Here is an 18,665-nt window from a genome sequence, read left to right as displayed (position 1 = left end):
TATTTTACATTATTTTATCAGTATGTCAAAGGTTATTATGATTTATGTTAGAAAAACTTGGCGTTCCTTTCCTACCAGCTAAAAAAAGAGTTGCCCAATTAATGAGGACAACTCCTTTTTGAATCATATTTTTTGCTTATATCGCAACGGCTGACATTCCTACTTCTATTAGCTTTAAATTTTTACCATTCCCTCGGCTCGTAGTGTAAATCGGTAAATAATTGGTTGCGCTCTTTCTTCGTTAAATCTCTCCATTGGCCAATGGGTAAATTACCTAAATGAATATTCATAATTCGTGTGCGCTGCAATCTGAGAACTTGGTATCCAAGAGCAGAACACATCCGTCGAATTTGGCGGTTTAAGCCTTGCCTTAAAATGATTTGAAAAACATATTTTGATAGCTGAGTAACTTCACAAGGCAATGTTTTTGTATCTAATATTTCTACCCCTGCTGCCATCTTTTTGAGGAATTCTTGGGTGATAGGCTTGTCTACTGTAACAATATATTCCTTTTCATGCTTATTTTCAACACGTAAAATTTTATTGACAATATCTCCATCATTCGTCAGGAGAATTAAGCCATCTGAGTCTTTATCCAGCCGCCCAATATGAAAAATTCTTAATGGATGGTTGACGAAATCAACAATATTGCCTTTTACATGCTTTTCAGTTGTACTTGTAATGCCTACTGGTTTATTTAAAGCGATATACACATGATTTTTTTCCATCCGAATCGGGCTTCCGTTTACGAGAACTTCATCCCCTGGCTCCACTTGATCACCGATTTTGGCGAGCTTGCCATTAATCGTAACTTGGCCTTCACTAATTAATTTATCTGCTCCGCGCCTAGAAGCCTTTCCAGACTCACTAATAAATTTATTTATTCGCATGTTTTCGACATCCTTAATGGAGAATTATATGTTTTAGAATACCTTAAACATGAGTTTGTTTTCAAGGAAGATAGCTGAGGAAACAAGATCAGCCACAACGAAAATAATCATAATTGGCTAAGTATTTTGATCAACATTATGACGGAAAAATTCAAGATTTAGTAACATTTTTGAGTATTCAAATTGGTTTAATTCACACAATAGTGTATGATACATAGTATATAAAATAATGTATGACATACAGTATGGAGAAGTAGGAAGTGATTGAATGGATGCCTTACTAAGTTCATTATCGACAGAGCTGAGAAGAGGTACGCTCACATTAGCTGTATTAAGTCAGCTGCGCACACCGCAATATGGCTATTCACTTGTTCAGTTACTTGAAAAAAGTGATATTGCTATTGATCAGAGTACTTTATATCCATTGCTACGCCGGTTGGAAAAGCAAAAATTGGTGACAAGTAGCTGGGATACAACAGAGAGTAGACCGCGCAAGTATTACGTGTTAAGTGATGACGGAATTGAGGTTTTTCTGCAATTAAAAAAGGAATGGGAGAAGACGACACAAGAGCTGTATCAATTATTGAATCATAAGGAAGGCTAAAGCAGCTGTTAAGACATGTTGGTTTGTCATTTTTACGCATGATAAGTCAATGCTTGCAGCTAGATAGAAGGAGGATAAAGATGAACTTAATTGAGCTTTATATTCAGGAAGTAACACGTAGGCTTCCAGAAAAAGACCGCGAGGATATTGCGTTGGAGCTGCATTCAACGATTGAGGATATGCTGCCAGAAAATTATTCCGAACAAGAAGTAAAATCTGCTCTTTATAAGCTTGGAAGCCCTGCACTTCTTGCGAGCCGTTATCAAGATCGCCCAATGCATGTAATTGGACCAAGATATTATGATATATATATCAATTTATTAAAAATCATTTTGCTAATTGCCATTATGATACCATGTCTTGTAATTATTGGTGAAAGTATTTTGACATACAATGGTGAGGTTACGCTTATTAGTTTCATTGTTACAAGTATTGTGGACCTAATTATTGGCATAATAAGTACGATTATTCAAGTATTTTTCTGGGTAACACTTGTTTTCGCGATTCTTGAACGATCAGACTATGTAAAAAAACAAACCCCCTTAACAGCGAGCTTTAAAGAATGGACACCAGAGGATTTAAAGGATATTCCTTATATTCCTAGGAAAAAAGCGATCTCGAAAGGAGAAGTGTTTGGAAGCTTTTTTTGGATAGCTATTTGGGCCACGGTTTATTTTAACGCTGAAAGGTTTGCTGGCATCTATGAAAAGGGGCAGAATGGTCTTGAATTAGTTACACGAACGTTTAATCAAGATGTGCTGCTTTCATATTGGCCACTAATTGTCGTTATGATTGTATTAGAGGTTGTTTTAACGATCTATAAGTGGATGAAAGCTCAATGGACGAATAAAGTTGCTGTTTTAAATGTAATTGTTAATATCCTTTCTTTCATTATATTTATCGTAATTATTAGCAATCCTGATTTGTTTAATCCTGCTTTTGCCGCATATTTAACAGATCATTTATCAAATATAGTTGAGCTAAAAAAATTGCTTTTCCTTTGGCCAATACTTTTATACTTGCTCGCCATCGTACTAGATTCATACCAAGGCTTTCGAAAAGCTAGAATTCGCGTGTCCAAAAGTGATGAGAAGTCTACTATTCATACACTAGGGTAATTCATTACATTAGAAGAAAGTTTTAAGGAGGATATGGGATGGAACAAAATAAGGAAAGTGTTCTACCATCGGGTTTAGCGAAGCCGGCGCAACGAGCGTTGAGAGGAGCTGGGATTATTCGCTTGGAGCAGCTCACGAAGGTTACAGAAGCAGAAGTTTTGCAGCTGCATGGAATGGAAAGCGATGGCGTTACTCCGACAAGAGCTTAATGCAAAAGGCCTTTCATTTTCTAATGGTTCTGAATGAATATTATTCCTGAACCTCCTACTTTCTCATGGATTTCTAATTTTTATCTCAGAGAAATCTCAACAAACTCCTTTAGGATAAATCTTGTAAGAAAAAACAACCCATAAAGGAGAGAATGAATGATGAAAGCACTATTAGTTACAGCAGTGGGAGCGGTTTTGATAGCTTCAGGAGGTATGAATGCAGTTAAAGGGGAACAAGTAGAAGCGCCAGCTCAAAAAGCGACGTTTTCTCATTACTCCGAAGGGTATCATTACAACTATAATGCATCAGTAGCAGATGAGATCACACAGCTTCCTGAATATAAAACACTTTCAGCTAAAACAGATTTATCTGGCTATAGCGTTCAAACCGTTGAAGATAACTTCAGTAAACGCATCCTGCTTTTCAAAGATGGAAATAGCCATGCTCAATATAAAACCATTTTTATGAAAAAGACGGGTGTTGTTAAAGTGATTCATTTATAAAAGGATATTGAAGTTCCTACCCATTTGGATAGGGGCTTTTTAAGTGGAGGCGAAAATTAGGTATTTTCACATAAAGATAATTAAGTGAGCAAGTTGATTCCCGAAATGTGGGTGCACAACGAATTTCGGTAATTAAGTGAGTCAGTTGATTCCCGAACGATGGGTGTTCATCAAATTTCGGTAATCAAGTAAGCAATTTGATTCCCGAACGGTAGGTGCTCATCAAATTTCGGTAATTAAGTGAGCAAGTTGATTCCCGAAATGTGGGTCCACAACGAATTTCGGTAATCAAGTGAACAATTTGATTCCCGAACGGTGGGTGTACATCAAATTTCGGGAATCAAACGGCAATCTGATTACCACTCCTCGTGCTGTTCCCTCATTTTGTGTAACATCGCTTCCCCAAAAACGGATATTCATCTTTTTCCTTTACAAGCTAGGAGGCGTGTTTAACCTTATGTTATAATTCTTCACAAGTGAATAGTGAAAATCCCTTTAGAAGCTAGGAGTCCTGAAATTAGACAATAGGAGGAGAAGATGAAGTGAATTCAGCAAAAAGTGTGATTGAAAAATTAAATTTACATAAGTATCCGACAAAGCTCATTCTCCATAAACCCGAGGATATTAAGGATTTCGAAGAGTTGCAGTACGATATTTCAATAAAACAAGCTAAATATGATTTGGTGTTTATCTTTATTTTTCAATTAGCAGATTTTTCGAAGTATCTACAAATGGTAATAGAAAAAGAACTCATCAATGAGAAGGGCTATGTATTTTTTGCTTATCCGAAAAAGAATAACCCACAATATAAAGAGTATATAGAGCGTGATCAAATTTTTCCTGAAATCAATCCTGATGATGATGGTTATGTTTTTGGAAGTATGCTGAAATTTTCTAGAATGATTAGTTTGAATGATGTTTTTACGATAGTCGGATTGAAGGCAGAGCGGAAGAAAACGAAAAATGGCAAAACAGAGAAAAAGAGTCAGCGTGTGGACGACTATTTCCAGCATATTGAAGATATTCGGCAATTTTTGGCCGCAGATGAAGAGCTGTTAAAGGTGTATAACGAATTAACTCCTGGCTACCAGAAAGACTGGGCTCGTTATGTTTATAGTGCCAAGCGGAAGGAAACACAAGAAAAGCGATTGCAGGAAATGAAAGGAATCCTAGCAGATGGGTATAAATCAATTGATTTGTATCGTAGAAGAGAATCGTAAAGCTGGGATTTTGTAAGGGGCTAGGCTGATGAGTATGAAATTAAGTCCAAAAATTATCCAAGAAATGTGTGGTATAGTCTCCTTTAAGAGAGGGGACTCTTTTTATCGTGCGAAAAAGGTCAAATTTGAATTTTTTAGTTCTAATCAATATGTGGCGACGGTTTCGGGAGTAGAGAATTTTCGCGTAACTGTTGATGTTGATGAGAGAGATGAAATCCGTGCGTCATGTAGCTGTCCAAAGCTTGCTTCCATTAAAACAGAATGTCAGCATATTGCTGCTGTATTAATTGCTATTTATGAGCAAAAGCGAAAAGAAACATCTTCACCTTTTCTAAGTAATCATCAGCAAGGCGTAACAGGTGATCAAGCATTAGCAGAGGGATTACTCACTCTTTTCAATGAAGAGCCTGTGCGCTCAAGTGGGCGTAAGCTTCATTTTGAGAATAGACAAATGCTTCATACTGAATTCATTTGCAGTGCTGTCCCAACAGCACACGGAAAACAACTATTTGGAATTGAAATGAAAGTTGCTGACATTCAGGTAAAGCAAATCCGTCCTTTTCTTCAACTATTGAAGGAAGGGAAGCCGAGCCATGTTTCAACTTCCTTTACCTTTGATTTGAGCCTCCATTGTTTTTCACAAGAAACAGATGGGGTTATTCAGCAGCTCCTTCACGTTTTAGATGATGAAAATCTCTTTCCTGATTTATTGAAGGTTGAACAAGATGAGTCCATTCGAGAGCAAATGCTATTCATTCCACCGTCCTCTTGGGAGCGGCTTCTTCCTTTTTTACAAAATGCACCTTTAGCCAGCCTCCGATATGGCGGAAATAGATTTGAAGGAATTCATTTATCCGAAGACCCACTCCCTTTACAGTTCTCTCTCTCGGAAGCCGAGGATAAAGGTTATCAGTTAATCATTAGAGGACTGACCCACATTGTTGTACTTGATTCTTATCGCTCTGTTTTATGTAATGGCCAAATTAGTCGCTTGAATAAAGATGATTGCAAGCGATTATTAAATTTAAAGGAAATGCTTACACTCTCTAACAAGAATCAAATTCCTATTTTGCCGGAACAGCTTGATTTTTTCCTTGAAAAGGTTGTACCTCACTTAAGAAAGCTTGGGAATGTCCATATTTCTCGAACAATAACAGAGCAGTATATGAAAACACCATTAGTTGCAAAGCTATATTTAGATCGTTTGAAAAATCGTCTTTTAGCTGGTTTGGAGTTTCACTATGAAAATATCGTTATCCATCCATTAGAAAGTCGAGAGCCTCGAACAAGTGCACTTCTTATACGTGATGAAGTAAAGGAGGAAGCGATTTTAAAGCTAATGGAGGAAAGTGCTTTTGCCAAAACAGACGGCGGCTATTTTTTACAGAATGAAGAATTAGAATATGAGTTTTTGTACCATATTTTGCCGAAGCTGCAAAAGCTTGTGCAAGTTTACGCTACGACAGCTGTGAGAAATCGAATTTTTCGAGAAAATGTCCACCCGCAAATCCGGGTGAAGGTGAAGAAGGAACGAACGCATTGGTTAGAATTTAAGTTCTCAATAGACGGAATTCCTGAACAGCAAATTCGAAATATTCTCTTGGCGCTTGAGGAACAGCGAAAATATTATCGCTTACGTGATGGAGCTTTGCTTTCGTTGGAGACGAGAGAATTTGCAGAGATTCAGCGATTTCTGAGATCCGTTCCTGAACAAAAGGAAGATTTAGAGAGCGGCTTGAACGTTCCGATTGCCAGGGGGCTTCGCTTGCTGGAATATGCGGATGAACGACATGCTTTTACGTTCGAACAATCTTTTCGTATGTTAATGGACCAGCTTCGCAACCCAGGAAGTTTGGAATTGGCGGTACCAGAGGCTATTGCACCGATTTTGCGTGATTATCAGATTATCGGCTATAAATGGATGAAAATGCTGGCAAGCTTCAGCTTTGGCGGAATTCTAGCAGATGATATGGGACTTGGGAAAACAGTGCAAAGCATAGCCTATATTCTCTCTACTCTTCCAGTTATGAGAGAGGAGGGGCGTCCTGCTTTAATTGTTTGTCCATCCTCTTTAACGTATAACTGGCTTAATGAGTTTATAAAATTTGCACCTGATATCCAAGCTGTTGTGATTGATGGGGATAAAGCAGAAAGGACCCTTCTCCAAAGAAATGTCAAGGAAATGGATGTCGTCATAACTTCCTATCCTTTACTAAGGAGAGACATTAAGTGGTACGAGAAAATCGGCTTCCACACCGTATTTTTCGATGAGGCGCAAGCATTTAAAAATCCTATTACCCAAACGGCTCGAGCGGTAAAACGGATACAAGCCGATCACCGTTTTGCCCTTACTGGTACACCAATCGAAAATTCATTGGAGGAGCTATGGTCTATTTTCCATGTTGTTTTTCCCGAATTATTACTTGGATTAAAGGAATATAGTCATCTTTCCCGAGAAACGATTGCTAAGCGAATTCGTCCTTTTTTGCTAAGAAGGCTAAAGGAGGATGTGCTTGCTGAACTTCCAGAAAAATTCGAGTTGATCGAATCTGTGGAACTATTGCCTGAGCAGAAAAAGCTTTATGCAGCATATTTGGCAAAGCTACGACATGATACACTTAAGCATTTGAATAAAGATACTTTGCGAAAAAATCGTATTCGAATTCTTGCAGGTTTGACCAGGCTGAGACAAATTTGCTGTCATCCTGCTTTGTTTGTCGACGGCTATCCAGGTAGTTCTGCGAAATTTGAACAGCTTATAAGGATTATTGAGGAATCGAAGCAATCGGGTAGAAGAGTGCTCATTTTCTCTCAATTTACGAAGATGCTTGCACTTATTGGAAGGAAATTGGCAAATATAGGGTTGCCCTTCTTTTACTTAGACGGTGGAACACCATCGGAAGAAAGGCTTGAGCTTACGAATCGATTTAATGAGGGTGAGCGTGATTTGTTTCTCATCTCTTTGAAGGCAGGTGGTACAGGACTAAACTTAACAGGTGCTGATACGGTCATCCTTTATGATCTGTGGTGGAATCCTGCAGTCGAGGAGCAGGCGGCAGATCGTGCCCATCGGCTCGGTCAGACGAAGGTTGTTCAAGTGATCAAGCTTATTGCACGTGGAACCATTGAAGAAAAAATGAATGAACTCCAGGAGAAAAAACGAGAAATGATCGATGAGATTATTGAATCAACTGGTAGTGAGTTGGCATGGCTTACCGAAAAGGATATTAGAGAGCTGTTATTGGAATAGAGAGATTGATTTATTTTCCGAGAGCAGATTTTGTCTTTTTTCATTAATATGGGCTGTTTTTAAGTTATCAACCAACTTAAAAACAGCCCTGTAGATTATTCTTTTTTCTCAAGCTTTATGTGTTCAAGCTTATTTTAGTTTAATATCTTTAAAGAATGGAGTTCCGCTGAAGTTAACGAATAATCCAGACTCTACCCCGTTCGTTGCATGAACAAAGTCAGGGTGCTGTAAATAAACAGCAGGTGCTTCTTCAACTAGAATTTCAGAAATTTCCTTATAAGCAGCATTTCGCTCATCTTGATTTGTACTTGTACGAGCCTTGTCAAGTAGCTCATCTACTTTTGAATTTGTATAGAATGAGCGGTTACCAGGCATTCCATGCATAGAAGAATGGAATAATGCATATAACCCGTAGTCTGCATCTCCAGTTACAGTCGTCCAGCCAAGGACAAACAACTCATGCTCGCCAGCAGCTGTTTTATCTAAGAATGTTCCCCACTCGATGATTTCAATTTCTACTTCAATATTAAGTTCAGCTAATTGAGCTTGAACTAATTCCGCAATGTCTGCACGCTCTTTACTTCCTTCATTCACATAAATGGTTGTTTTGAAACCGTCAGCAAAGCCAGCTTCTGCAAGTAATTTCTTTGCTGCTTCAACATCATATGGAAGCGGCTTCAAGTTTTGGTCGTTTCCAACAACAGTCGGTGCAAGTGGTCCTACTGCTGCAACTCCTTGACCATCAAGAATTCCATTTACGACATCATCCTTATTAATGGCCATTGCTATTGCTTGACGAACTTTAAGATTGTCATATGGTGCTTTGTTCATATTGAATCCAACGTAGTCCATTCGAGTTCCGCGAACACGGTCAATGTCAATATTATCCATTTCCTCAACTTGAGCAACATCGGAAGAACCTACAAGGATTGCGTTAGCTTCACCAGTCTCAAGCATTGCTACACGAGTAGCTTGCTCTGGCACAACTTTGAAAGTAAGACTATCAAGTGTTGTTTTTTCTCCCCAATAATCATCATTTCTTTCAAAAAGAATTTCAGCCCCGCGGTTCCATTCTTTAAATTTGAATGGACCTGTCCCAATTGGATTTTCATCAATCTTTTTACCGCCATCATTTTCTTCTTTAATGGCAGAAGGAGCAATAATGGAGCCCGCATTATGTGCTAAATGAGCAGGGAGTGGTGCAAATGGATCTTGCGTAATAATTTGAACTGTATGATCGCCTATGATTTTAACTTCTTCGATCATGTTTAGTACAACTGCACGTGGTGAAGCAAATTCAGGATCGATTAATCGATCGAGTGACAGCTTTACCGCTTCTGCTGTAAAGTCTGTTCCATCATGGAATTTAACACCTTCACGGAGCTTGAATTCCCAAGTTTTATCATCAATCGCTTTAAATTCAGTCGCTAAAGCTGGTTCAACAGTTCCATCTGCAGCGTACTCTGTTAAACGTTCGAAAATTTGTGAAGTTGCATTTGTCGTTGCTGTATCATTTTTTCCATGTGTGGAGCCATTATTGTTGTTATTTTTATTATATTGGCAGTTATCGCCCCCTTAATTGCTCCTCATGATCCAACACAAATGACAATTAGTAAAAAGCTACAGCCACCCTCTTCAGAATACTGGTTTGGAACAGATGATAAAGGACGAGATATTTTCAGTCGTCTTCTATATGGCTCAAGAATTTCGTTAATCGTTGGGATAGTATCTACTCTTCTTGGTGCTTTTGCAGGGATATTGCTGGGGATTATATCGGGCTATTATGGTCGCTGGATTGACTCCCTGATTATGAGAATCTGTGATGTTTTGCTTGCTTTCCCAGGTATATTACTAGCATTGGCAATCGTAAGTGTCCTAGGTGCGAGCACAACAAATGTCATCATTGCCGTTGCGTTTTTTGCTGTTCCAACCTTTGCACGTATTGTTCGAGGTTCAACTTTAGGTGTTAAAAAGCTAGAGTATATTGATGCGATAAAAGCAATGGGTTCAAGTGATTTTAGAATTATTTTTAAGCATGTACTTCCGAATATTCTCTCACCGATTATTGTACAAGCTACCCTATATATTGCATCAGCTATTATTACGGCTAGTGCCCTTTCATTTCTTGGCATGGGGACGAAACCGCCTACTCCTGAATGGGGAACAATGCTTGCACAAGGACGTTCCTATCTAAAACAGGCTCCTCATGTGACCCTATTTCCTGGTTTAGCTATTTTACTTGTTGTTGTCGGCTTTAATTTATTTGGTGATGGACTCCGTGATGCACTAGATCCGAAGTCGAAGAAATAATAAGGGGAAGTGAACAATATGCTTACACATCTTATTCGGAGAATATTTCAAACAATCCCCGTTATGTTCGGGGTTACGCTTGCTGTGTTTTTAATGATGCACCTTATTCCTGGAGACCCGGCACAAATTTTGGCGGGGGAGAGTGCGAATCAAGAACAAGTTGAGACGATGCGAGAAAAACTTGGATTAAATGATCCGCTTTATACACAATATTTTCGTTATGTTGCAAATGCTGTTAAAGGCGATTTAGGTACATCCATTCGAACAAACCGTTCTGTAACTCAGGAAATTTTTGATTCGCGTTTTTGGATAACAGTTCAGCTTGCCATTATTGGAACCATTATAGCTGTTGTCGGAGGATTAATTGCTGGGATTATTTCAGCAACTAGAAAGGGCTCATTCGCTGATATTTCACTTATGCTTGTGGCGTTATTCGGTTTTTCAATGCCAAACTTTTTATTGGGTATCATGCTTATCTATTTCTTTTCGGTACATTTTGGCGTATTGCCTGTTGCAGGTTGGGGTACAGTTGAGCAAATGATTTTACCAGCGATTACTTTAGGTACGGTTGGGGCTGCGATTATTGCTCGAATGACTCGATCAAGTATGCTAGAAGTGATTGATCAAGACTATATTCGTACAGCTCATGCTAAAGGGGTTAGTGATCGAATTGTCATTTATAAGCATGCTTTGCGCAATGCGTTAATCCCGGTTGTTACCGTCGTTGGTCTCCAGTTTGGAAGTTTATTAGGTGGCGCTGTTATTACAGAAACGGTCTTTGCGATTAATGGCTTAGGTCGATTAATTATTGATTCGATACGAGCACATGATTTTCCGATGGTGCAAGGAACGATCCTTGTGTGTGCGGTTTTGTTTGTATTAGTTAATACACTTGTAGATATTACATATCGCTTTATAAATAAGCGAATCGATTTGAACTAAAGGCTGGTGAGAATCTATGGCGATACCGAATAATATATTAGAAGTTAAGGATTTACGAACTTCTTTTTTTACTGATGAAGGAGAAGTAAAAGCAGTAGATGGTGTGGATTTTTCAATAGAGAAAGGAAAAACTCTAGGGATTGTTGGTGAGTCGGGCTCAGGGAAGAGTATCACTTCTCTTTCCATTCTCCGCTTACTTCAAGAGCCAGTTGGAAAAATTGTCGGTGGTGAAGTTCTTTTTAAGGGAGACAACCTTTTAACGAAATCGAAAAAGCAAATGATGGATATTCGCGGGAATAATATTTCGATGATTTTTCAAGAGCCGATGACATCATTGAACCCGACGATTACTTGTGGCGAACAAATTGCTGAATCTATTCGGATTCATCAAAAATTAAATCGAAGAGAAGCATGGATTAAAGCAGTTGATATGCTGAGATTAGTTGGAATTCCATCACCCGAAAAAAGAGCTAAGCAATATCCATTCGAATTGTCAGGCGGAATGCGTCAGCGAGTTATGATTGCCATTGCTTTAGCTTGTAATCCAGAATTGCTCATTGCGGATGAGCCTACAACTGCCTTGGATGTAACCATTCAAGCCCAAATTCTTGAACTAATCAAGAAGCTGCAGGAAGAGATGGGAACATCACTTATGATCATCACTCATGATTTAGGGGTTGTGGCTGAAATGTGTGATAAGGTAGCGGTTATGTATTGTGGGAAGGTTGTGGAATATGCAGATGTAGAAACGATTTTCACGAAACCATTACATCCATATACAATTGGTCTATTAAATTCAGTGCCTAAACATGATGAAGATGTAGAAGGAGATTTATCCATTATCCAAGGTCAAGTTCCAAGTCCATTTAACTTGCCACTTGGCTGTAGGTTTGCCCCCCGTTGCCCTCATGCAAGAGAAATTTGTCATTCTGAAATGCCAGAATTGGATACTGCAATTGCTAATGATAAAGTTCGGTGCTGGATATATACAGATAAATGGGAGAAGCAAGAGGAGGTAGCAGATCATCATGGCTGAGCAAGCTTTAGTAGAGGTTAAACAACTTAAGCAGTATTTTCCGATAAAAGGTGGTATTTTCGGGCGGACGATTAATTATGTCAAGGCCGTCGATGACATTAGCTTTAGTATTCAAGAAGGAGAGACAGTTAGTATTGTCGGTGAATCAGGCTGTGGCAAATCAACGACTGGCAGGGCGATACTGCGTCTAGATAATCCTTATTCGGGTGAGGTTTATTTTCAAGGTGAAGACTTACTTTCTTTAAGTAAGTCACAAATGAGAAAAAAACGAAAAGATTTGCAAATTATTTTCCAAGATCCTTACGCATCATTAAACCCCCGTCAAACCGTTAGTCAAATTTTAGAGGAAGCACTAGAAATTCAAAAAGTCGTTCCTCCTAGAGAGAGACGGAAAAAAATTGTGCAACTGCTTGAAACCGTTGGGATTGGCTCCCACCAAATTGATCGCTATCCCCATGAATTTAGTGGAGGTCAACGACAACGAATTGGAATTGCTCGAGCGATCTCTGTTAATCCGAAACTGATTATTTGTGATGAAGCAGTCTCAGCATTGGATGTATCGATTCAAGCCCAAGTTTTAAATCTATTGAAGGATTTACAAAGAAAGTTTAAGCTAACCTATCTTTTTATTTCACATGATCTTGGGGTTGTACGCCATATCTCTGATCGAATTATCGTTATGTACCTTGGTAAGATTGTAGAAATAGCAGATAAAAAACCATTGTTTAATAATCCGCAGCATCCTTATACAATGGCATTATTATCCGCAATCCCTAGCACAAATATTTTAGAGAAAAAAGAACGGATTATCCTGAAAGGAGATGTCCCTTCACCTATTGACCCTCCAGCTGGTTGTCGTTTTCATACGCGATGCCCATATGCTTTCGATCGTTGTGCAAAGGAAGAGCCAGCCATGCATGCAATTCCAGGAGAAAATCATCAAGTTGCCTGCCATTTAATAGAGGAAGGTCTTGAGGACTTCTCTTCATTACAATAAAATTAAAAAATATGATAGAGAAAAGAGCGTTGCTACAACTAAGTAGGAACGCTTTTTATCTCGTTCATATAAGGTTTGTAACTTGATAGAGCTTCTGATCGTCCATTTTTAAGGAGGTGTTGGATGAATGAATAAAGATCGTATTCCCCATTTATTCGTTATGATCCTTTTTATATTACTAGCTGCTTGTTCCACTGAACGTATCGAAAAAGTTACGATTTCTAAAATGAAGAATTATTCCGAGATCGTAGAAGATTCAAGTGTTGAAATTACGGACTCCGAAGTGATAAGTATGTTAAAAAACGCAGTGAATGGTGCAGTAAAGCGACCTGGTATTGTTGATATGGCAAACCCGCAATATAAAGTAGAAATAGGTCAGGAAGCATATTTTCTTTGGATAAGTACGGATTCCGGAACGATCATGAATGTAAAAGACACACACACCATTTTTTCTTTTTCTAATAAGGCAATTAAACAGGTAAATGAATTGATAGCAAGTAAGTTTAGTGAATAGTTTTCTTTTATCGATTCCCGAAACGCGCTCCCCGTCGAATTTTCGGGAATAAAGATGGCTGACCGATTCCTGAAATGTACGTCCCTTCGAAGTTTTGGGAATAAAGATGGCCGACCGATTCCCGAAACGCGCGCCCCTTCAGAATCTCGGGAATGAAGCGGGTCGACCGATTCCCGCAACATAAATAGCAATATGACATCCACAATGCAGTATTAGCTCGTCTAGTAAATAAAATTGCGAACGTTCATTATGTTTTGTAATCTATTAATATCTTAGATTATATGAAAGAGGAGGGCTGCAACTATGATGGAGTTTACTTGTAGTTCTGCGGGGGATCGGGCTGTTCTAGTTCAATTTAAGCAAGAGATTTCAGAGGAGACGAATTGGAAAGTGATCGCACTAGCCAACCATCTTGAGAAAAACCAAATTGATGGCGTGGAAGAATGGGTTCCCGCTTATGCTGCTCTGATGGTTTACTATAATCCAATAAAGATTGGCTATGTTGAGTTGGTAAAGATATTAGTTGAACTAGATATAGAAGAATCAAGTCAGAGGAAAACTTCATCAATCATACATGAGATCCCTGTTCTTTACGGGGGAGAATGTGGGCCAGATTTGCAGGATGTAGCGGCTTTTCATGGCTTAAATGTGCAGGATGTCATTCATATCCATTCTCGTTCTACCTATAGAGTATACATGATCGGCTTTGTACCGGGCTTTCCTTATTTAGGTGGTCTAGACTCACGTTTGCACACGCCGCGTTTGGACATCCCCCGGCTTAAGATTCCGGCAGGTTCAGTAGGAATTGCTGGTCAACAAACGGGGATATATCCTCTTACTTCACCAGGTGGATGGAGGATTATTGGGCATACCCCTATTTCATTATTTCAGCCAGATGATCGAGTGAATCCATTTCTCATATCTGCAGGGGATTCTATCCGATTTGTTCCTGTTACAGAAGAAGAATATTGTCTGATAAAGGGTAATATTAAGCAATAACGATCTAGTTTCACTTGAGCTAGGAGGGTCCTCTCGTTAATGAAAAACTTTGAGGTATTTAAAGTAATAAAACCAGGTATGCTTACTAGTGTTCAAGATTTAGGACGGAAAGGCTATCAGCAGTATGGAATGGCTGTCTCTGGTGCGATGGATACGTATGCTCTTCGTATGGCTAATATATTAGTAGGAAATGAAGAACATGAGGCGGCACTGGAAATGACGCTTATTGGTCCAGTGCTTTTTGTGGAAAGCGATTGCACGATTGCTGTCACTGGAGCGGATTTGTCACCAGCAGTAAACGGACAATTGATACCAATGTGGACAAGCATTCATTTAGTGGCTGGTTCAATACTACAATTCGGTAAACTTAATACAGGGTGCCGTGCGTATCTAGCTGTTGAAGGTGGACTAGATGTTCCACCAATAATGGGGAGTCGATCTACTTATCTTAGAGCTGGTATTGGTGGACATAAAGGAAGAGCTTTACAAACTGGTGATAAGTTATCTAGGTTGGATATACTAGATGGGCAAAAACGTAAAGCTAATAAACTTAGACGTCGATTACATGCAAACTTAATCCCAAGTTATTCAAGTCATATTCAGTTAAGGGTGGTTCTTAGCCCTCAGTGGAATGATTTTCGAAAAAATAGCCATGAAAAATTTCTTACTAGTAAATTTCAAATCACTTCCCAATCAGATCGGATGGGGTACCGGCTTTTGGGTACACCATTAGAAGTTAAACACGATGTTGAACAAATTACTGAACCGATTCCGTTTGGTACGATTCAAGTACCACCAGGAGGGTATCCAATTGTATTGTTAGCTGATAGGCAAACTTCAGGGGGGTACCCAATAATTGCTACAGTTATTTCAGTTGATTTGCCGAAAATAGCTCAAGGGAAACCAGGTGATCTTATTAGCTTCGCGGTTGTCGATATTGAAGAAAGTCATGAGCTACTTCGAGGTGAGGAAAAAACATTTCGGATTCTAAAGGCCCAAGTATTGTAATCCCTTCTGTTTTTAAGCTGAAAAACATCATTTTACTAGTCTGAAAAATAAATACAGTACTAGTTTTGAGTCATTCAATTTTAAATCGGAATTTGCCCTGCTTTTGTTAAGAACAACCTAATAGTTAAGTAAAACGCGACACCGTTAGGATTTGATTTTTTGTAAAATGGAGGTAATAAAGATGAAAATCGATCTAAATTGTGATCTTGGTGAGAGCTTCGGTCATTTCAAAATAGGAAATGATGATGTAGTTATCCAATATGTGACCTCCGTAAATATTGCGTGCGGTTTTCATGCCGGTGATCCTTTAGTAATGGAAAAGACCGTGAAGATGGCTTTAGAAAATAATGTAGAGATCGGTGCGCATCCAGGTTTTCCAGATTTAATGGGATTTGGAAGGCGTAATATGGTTGTTAGCCCTTCAGAAGCGAAGGCCTACGTTATTTATCAGATAAGTGCTCTTAACGGTTTTGTAAAGGCACAAGGTGGTAAAATGCAGCATGTTAAGCCGCATGGGGCTTTTTATAATATGGCAGCTAAAGATTATCATTTAGCGAGGGCCATTGCAGAAGGGGTATATGCAGTAGACAGTGACTTAATTCTAATGGGATTAGCAGGTGGGGAGCTTATTCGAGCTGGAAAAGATGTTGGTCTTCGTACTGCGAGCGAAGTATTTAGTGATCGTGCCTATAATTTGGAAGGTACTCTCGCTCCCCGTGGAATAAAAGGTGCTGTCATTCATGATATAGATGCAGCTGTTAACCAAGTTCAGAATATGGTCCTTAACGGAAAGGTAGCAACGATAGAAGGTGGTGAGGTTGAGCTCCAAGCGGATAGTATTTGTGTGCACGGAGATAATGACGAAGCAGTCGAATTAGTTAAGCAAATTAGAAATTCGCTTAAAGAAGCGAATGTTGAGGTTAAAGCACTTAGTAAGTAGCAACGTTATTAGATGAAATTTCAAACTTAAAAAAACCATGAGTACCATTCCCGATGGTATTCATGGTTTTTTTTGCTAGATTTATACGGAGATGCAACATGGTTTTACTAGTTTTTTTAGGCATACACGAATTTTGTTGAAATAAAGTTTCAAAATAATATTGATCTTGGAAACATTATTTTATATAATCGCAATTAAGAAAGTTCAGAAAATGGGGATGTTTTAATGAGCGCAGATATTATCTTTATTCAGGAAAGTATTCATACGTTTAAACCTACTGAGAAAAAAGCGGCAGAATATATTCTAAAGCATCCAGATGAAGTCGTGAATCAATCGATACAGAAAGTAGCTGAGAAAGCAAAGGTTAGTGAGGCTACGATTATCCGACTGTCAAAGTCTTTGAAATGTAAGGGTTTCCAAGAGCTGAAGCTTAAAATCGCGTATGAACTAGCAAAATCCGAAAATACGAATAGTCTCTATGAGGATATTCCTAGCGACGATTCAATGAAATCCTTTATCCAGACAATATCTCATAACAATATCCAGTCGATCCAAAACACTTTGCTCGTCCTTTCAGAGGAAGAATTGGAAAAAGCAGTTTCGCTTATTTCCAATGCTCGCATGGTTGCGGTTTATGGATTAGGAGCTTCAGCTATAATTGCCCAAGATTTTAAGCAAAAATTAACGCGGATTAATCGTTGGTGTGAAGCTGCTTTTGATGGCGATACCCAATTAACCATTTCGGCAAATTTATCAAATCAAGATGTCGCTTTCGGAATTTCTTATAGTGGACAAACGAAGGATGTATTTGAATCACTTAAGGTCGCAAAGGAAAACGGGGCAAGTATTATTACCCTTACGAAATCAGGGGATAATCCGATTTCCTCTTTAGCTGATGTGAAGCTTAATACGACATCATTAGAAAGAAACGTCCGCAGTGGAGCAACGAGTTCTCGAATTGCCCAGTTAACGGTGATTGATATTTTATTTTTTGGGGTCACGAAATCAAATCCAGATAGAAATATCCGGGCATTAGAGAGAACAAGAAAAGCTGTGAAAGCTTCTAAAAAAAATGTATAAACATTATTTGAATCAACTCATTGATGATCGAGAGCTTCCTGGGGCTGTTCTTTATGTTTCTAAAAAGAAAGAAACGAAATGCTTTTATGCAAAAGGATCGTTCATTGATAAAAATAATCATACACAGCAAATGACTACTGCAACAATTTTTGATGTTGCTTCATTAACAAAAATAATGGCAACGCTCCCGTCTATATTACTTTTGGCGGCAAAAAAAGAATTACATATAGATAACCCAGTCTACTCATTTTTGCCTCAGTTCAAATACAAGGATATTACGATTGGCCAGTTATTACAGCACAGGTCTGGTCTTCCAGCTGATCTTCACTTTCAGGATCGCATGCAGCCTAGAGATGTGATGAAAGATATTTTTGCTACAAAGCTCGAATACACACCAGGAACGAACACGATTTATAGTGACGTAGGAATGATTTTATTAGGAAAGGTCATTGAAAAAGTAACAGGTATGGCACTGAGTGATTTCACAAAAAAGGAAGTTTTCAAGCCATGGAACTTATTTGAAACGACCTATTTGCTGCCTGATGATAAAAAGCCCCTTGCAGCCTCAACAGAATGGTATAAAGACCACTATATTCAAGGGGAAGTTCATGATGAAAAGGCATTTCAACTGAATGGTGTAAGTGGGAGTGCAGGGGTATTTTCTACAGCTAAAGATGTGGCGAAGTTCGCCTCTTGCTGGCTTTATCCTGAGGAACAACATGTCATTCCTCAGGAATACATGAGAGAGGCTGTCATCCATAGGCATAATAATCGAGGTCTCGGCTTTGAAGTATGGAGTGGATCTGGAGCTGCACTTTCACTTGGAGAGCTTTGGCCAAGCGGTTCCTTTGGACATACAGGGTTTACAGGTACGAGTGTATGGGTTTGTCCATCTGAGGAACTTATCGTCGTCTTTTTAACAAATGCGGTTCACTTGGGCAGGCAAACAATGATAAGAAGCATAAGAAAGAAACTCCATTCATTAATTTACTCCGCGCATGTTTTACAAAGGCTGTAGAGCATCGCGGAGCTAATTATATATAA

At 38.8% G+C, this 18,665-nt stretch carries 17 protein-coding genes and 1 pseudogene; 16 read left to right on the top strand and 2 right to left on the bottom strand.

What is annotated here, in order from left to right:
* Positions 1-182: 182 nt before the first annotated feature.
* A complete protein-coding gene (gene rluF, locus KDN24_RS25765; protein ID WP_409971210.1) occupies positions 183-890 on the bottom strand; it encodes a 23S rRNA pseudouridine(2604) synthase RluF in 708 nt (235 codons plus the stop codon).
* A 268-nt stretch (positions 891-1,158) separates the two neighbouring features.
* Here rluF and KDN24_RS25760 point away from each other — a divergent pair, with 268 nt between their 5' ends.
* The 6 genes from KDN24_RS25760 to KDN24_RS25735 all read left to right on the top strand — a co-directional run bounded on the left by KDN24_RS25760 (position 1,159) and on the right by KDN24_RS25735 (position 7,795).
* Complete coding sequence (locus KDN24_RS25760) at positions 1,159-1,494, top strand: PadR family transcriptional regulator (protein ID WP_409971209.1); 336 nt, start codon at positions 1,159-1,161, stop codon at positions 1,492-1,494.
* Positions 1,495-1,574: 80 nt separating this feature from the next.
* Positions 1,575-2,612, top strand: coding sequence for an HAAS signaling domain-containing protein (locus KDN24_RS25755; protein ID WP_409971208.1), 1,038 nt, complete (start codon positions 1,575-1,577; stop codon positions 2,610-2,612).
* A 38-nt stretch (positions 2,613-2,650) separates the two neighbouring features.
* On the top strand, positions 2,651-2,821 hold the full coding sequence (locus KDN24_RS25750) for a helix-hairpin-helix domain-containing protein (RefSeq protein WP_409971207.1): 171 nt from the start codon (positions 2,651-2,653) through the stop codon (positions 2,819-2,821).
* Between the two features lie 156 nt (positions 2,822-2,977).
* Positions 2,978-3,325 (top strand): hypothetical protein, encoded by a 348-nt coding sequence (locus KDN24_RS25745; protein WP_409971206.1) that lies wholly within the window; start codon positions 2,978-2,980, stop codon positions 3,323-3,325.
* Positions 3,326-3,867: 542 nt separating this feature from the next.
* Positions 3,868-4,545, top strand: coding sequence for a YdeI/OmpD-associated family protein (locus KDN24_RS25740; RefSeq protein WP_409971205.1), 678 nt, complete (start codon positions 3,868-3,870; stop codon positions 4,543-4,545).
* A 28-nt stretch (positions 4,546-4,573) separates the two neighbouring features.
* The gene (locus KDN24_RS25735) at positions 4,574-7,795 is read left to right on the top strand and encodes a DEAD/DEAH box helicase (protein WP_409971204.1); all 3,222 of its coding nucleotides are present in this window, start codon (positions 4,574-4,576) and stop codon (positions 7,793-7,795) included.
* Positions 7,796-7,924: 129 nt separating this feature from the next.
* Here the strand turns inward: KDN24_RS25735 and KDN24_RS25730 are convergent, their stop codons facing one another.
* Positions 7,925-9,205: a glutathione ABC transporter substrate-binding protein gene (locus KDN24_RS25730; protein ID WP_409971231.1), complete on the bottom strand. Its 1,281-nt coding sequence runs from the start codon at positions 9,203-9,205 to the stop codon at positions 7,925-7,927.
* A gap of 117 nt (positions 9,206-9,322) precedes the next feature.
* Here KDN24_RS25730 and nikC point away from each other — a divergent pair.
* The 10 genes and pseudogenes from nikC to KDN24_RS25680 all read left to right on the top strand — a co-directional run.
* Positions 9,323-10,105, top strand: a pseudogene (gene nikC / locus KDN24_RS25725) (nickel transporter permease); the annotation flags it as partial.
* Positions 10,106-10,123: 18 nt separating this feature from the next.
* Positions 10,124-11,047, top strand: coding sequence for an ABC transporter permease (locus KDN24_RS25720; protein WP_409971203.1), 924 nt, complete (start codon positions 10,124-10,126; stop codon positions 11,045-11,047).
* 16 nt (positions 11,048-11,063) lie between these two features.
* Positions 11,064-12,083 carry an ABC transporter ATP-binding protein gene (locus KDN24_RS25715; RefSeq protein WP_409971202.1) on the top strand — a complete coding sequence of 340 codons (1,020 nt, stop codon included), beginning with the start codon at positions 11,064-11,066 and terminating at the stop codon, positions 12,081-12,083.
* Positions 12,076-13,080: an ABC transporter ATP-binding protein gene (locus KDN24_RS25710; RefSeq protein WP_409971201.1), complete on the top strand. Its 1,005-nt coding sequence runs from the start codon at positions 12,076-12,078 to the stop codon at positions 13,078-13,080. The genes KDN24_RS25715 and KDN24_RS25710 overlap by 8 nt, the downstream gene beginning before the upstream one ends.
* A gap of 127 nt (positions 13,081-13,207) precedes the next feature.
* A complete protein-coding gene (locus KDN24_RS25705; protein ID WP_409971200.1) occupies positions 13,208-13,594 on the top strand; it encodes a YhfM domain-containing protein in 387 nt (128 codons plus the stop codon).
* A gap of 303 nt (positions 13,595-13,897) precedes the next feature.
* A complete protein-coding gene (gene pxpB, locus KDN24_RS25700) occupies positions 13,898-14,593 on the top strand; it encodes a 5-oxoprolinase subunit PxpB (protein ID WP_409971199.1) in 696 nt (231 codons plus the stop codon).
* Positions 14,594-14,632: 39 nt separating this feature from the next.
* The gene (locus tag KDN24_RS25695; protein WP_409971198.1) at positions 14,633-15,601 is read left to right on the top strand and encodes a 5-oxoprolinase subunit C family protein; all 969 of its coding nucleotides are present in this window, start codon (positions 14,633-14,635) and stop codon (positions 15,599-15,601) included.
* A 181-nt stretch (positions 15,602-15,782) separates the two neighbouring features.
* Positions 15,783-16,541, top strand: a complete 759-nt coding sequence (locus tag KDN24_RS25690; protein WP_409971197.1) for a LamB/YcsF family protein — start codon at positions 15,783-15,785, stop codon at positions 16,539-16,541.
* A 225-nt stretch (positions 16,542-16,766) separates the two neighbouring features.
* On the top strand, positions 16,767-17,621 hold the full coding sequence (locus tag KDN24_RS25685) for a MurR/RpiR family transcriptional regulator (protein WP_409971196.1): 855 nt from the start codon (positions 16,767-16,769) through the stop codon (positions 17,619-17,621).
* Between the two features lie 7 nt (positions 17,622-17,628).
* Entirely contained in the window at positions 17,629-18,639 is a 1,011-nt protein-coding gene (locus tag KDN24_RS25680; RefSeq protein ID WP_491348233.1) for a serine hydrolase domain-containing protein, read from the top strand.
* The last annotated feature ends 26 nt before the right edge of the window (positions 18,640-18,665 follow it).

The sequence above is a fragment of the Cytobacillus sp. Bva_UNVM-123 genome (assembly GCF_046351715.2).
Taxonomy (GTDB): domain Bacteria; phylum Bacillota; class Bacilli; order Bacillales; family Cytobacillaceae; genus Cytobacillus.
This window is presented reverse-complemented; position numbering and strand designations above follow the sequence as displayed.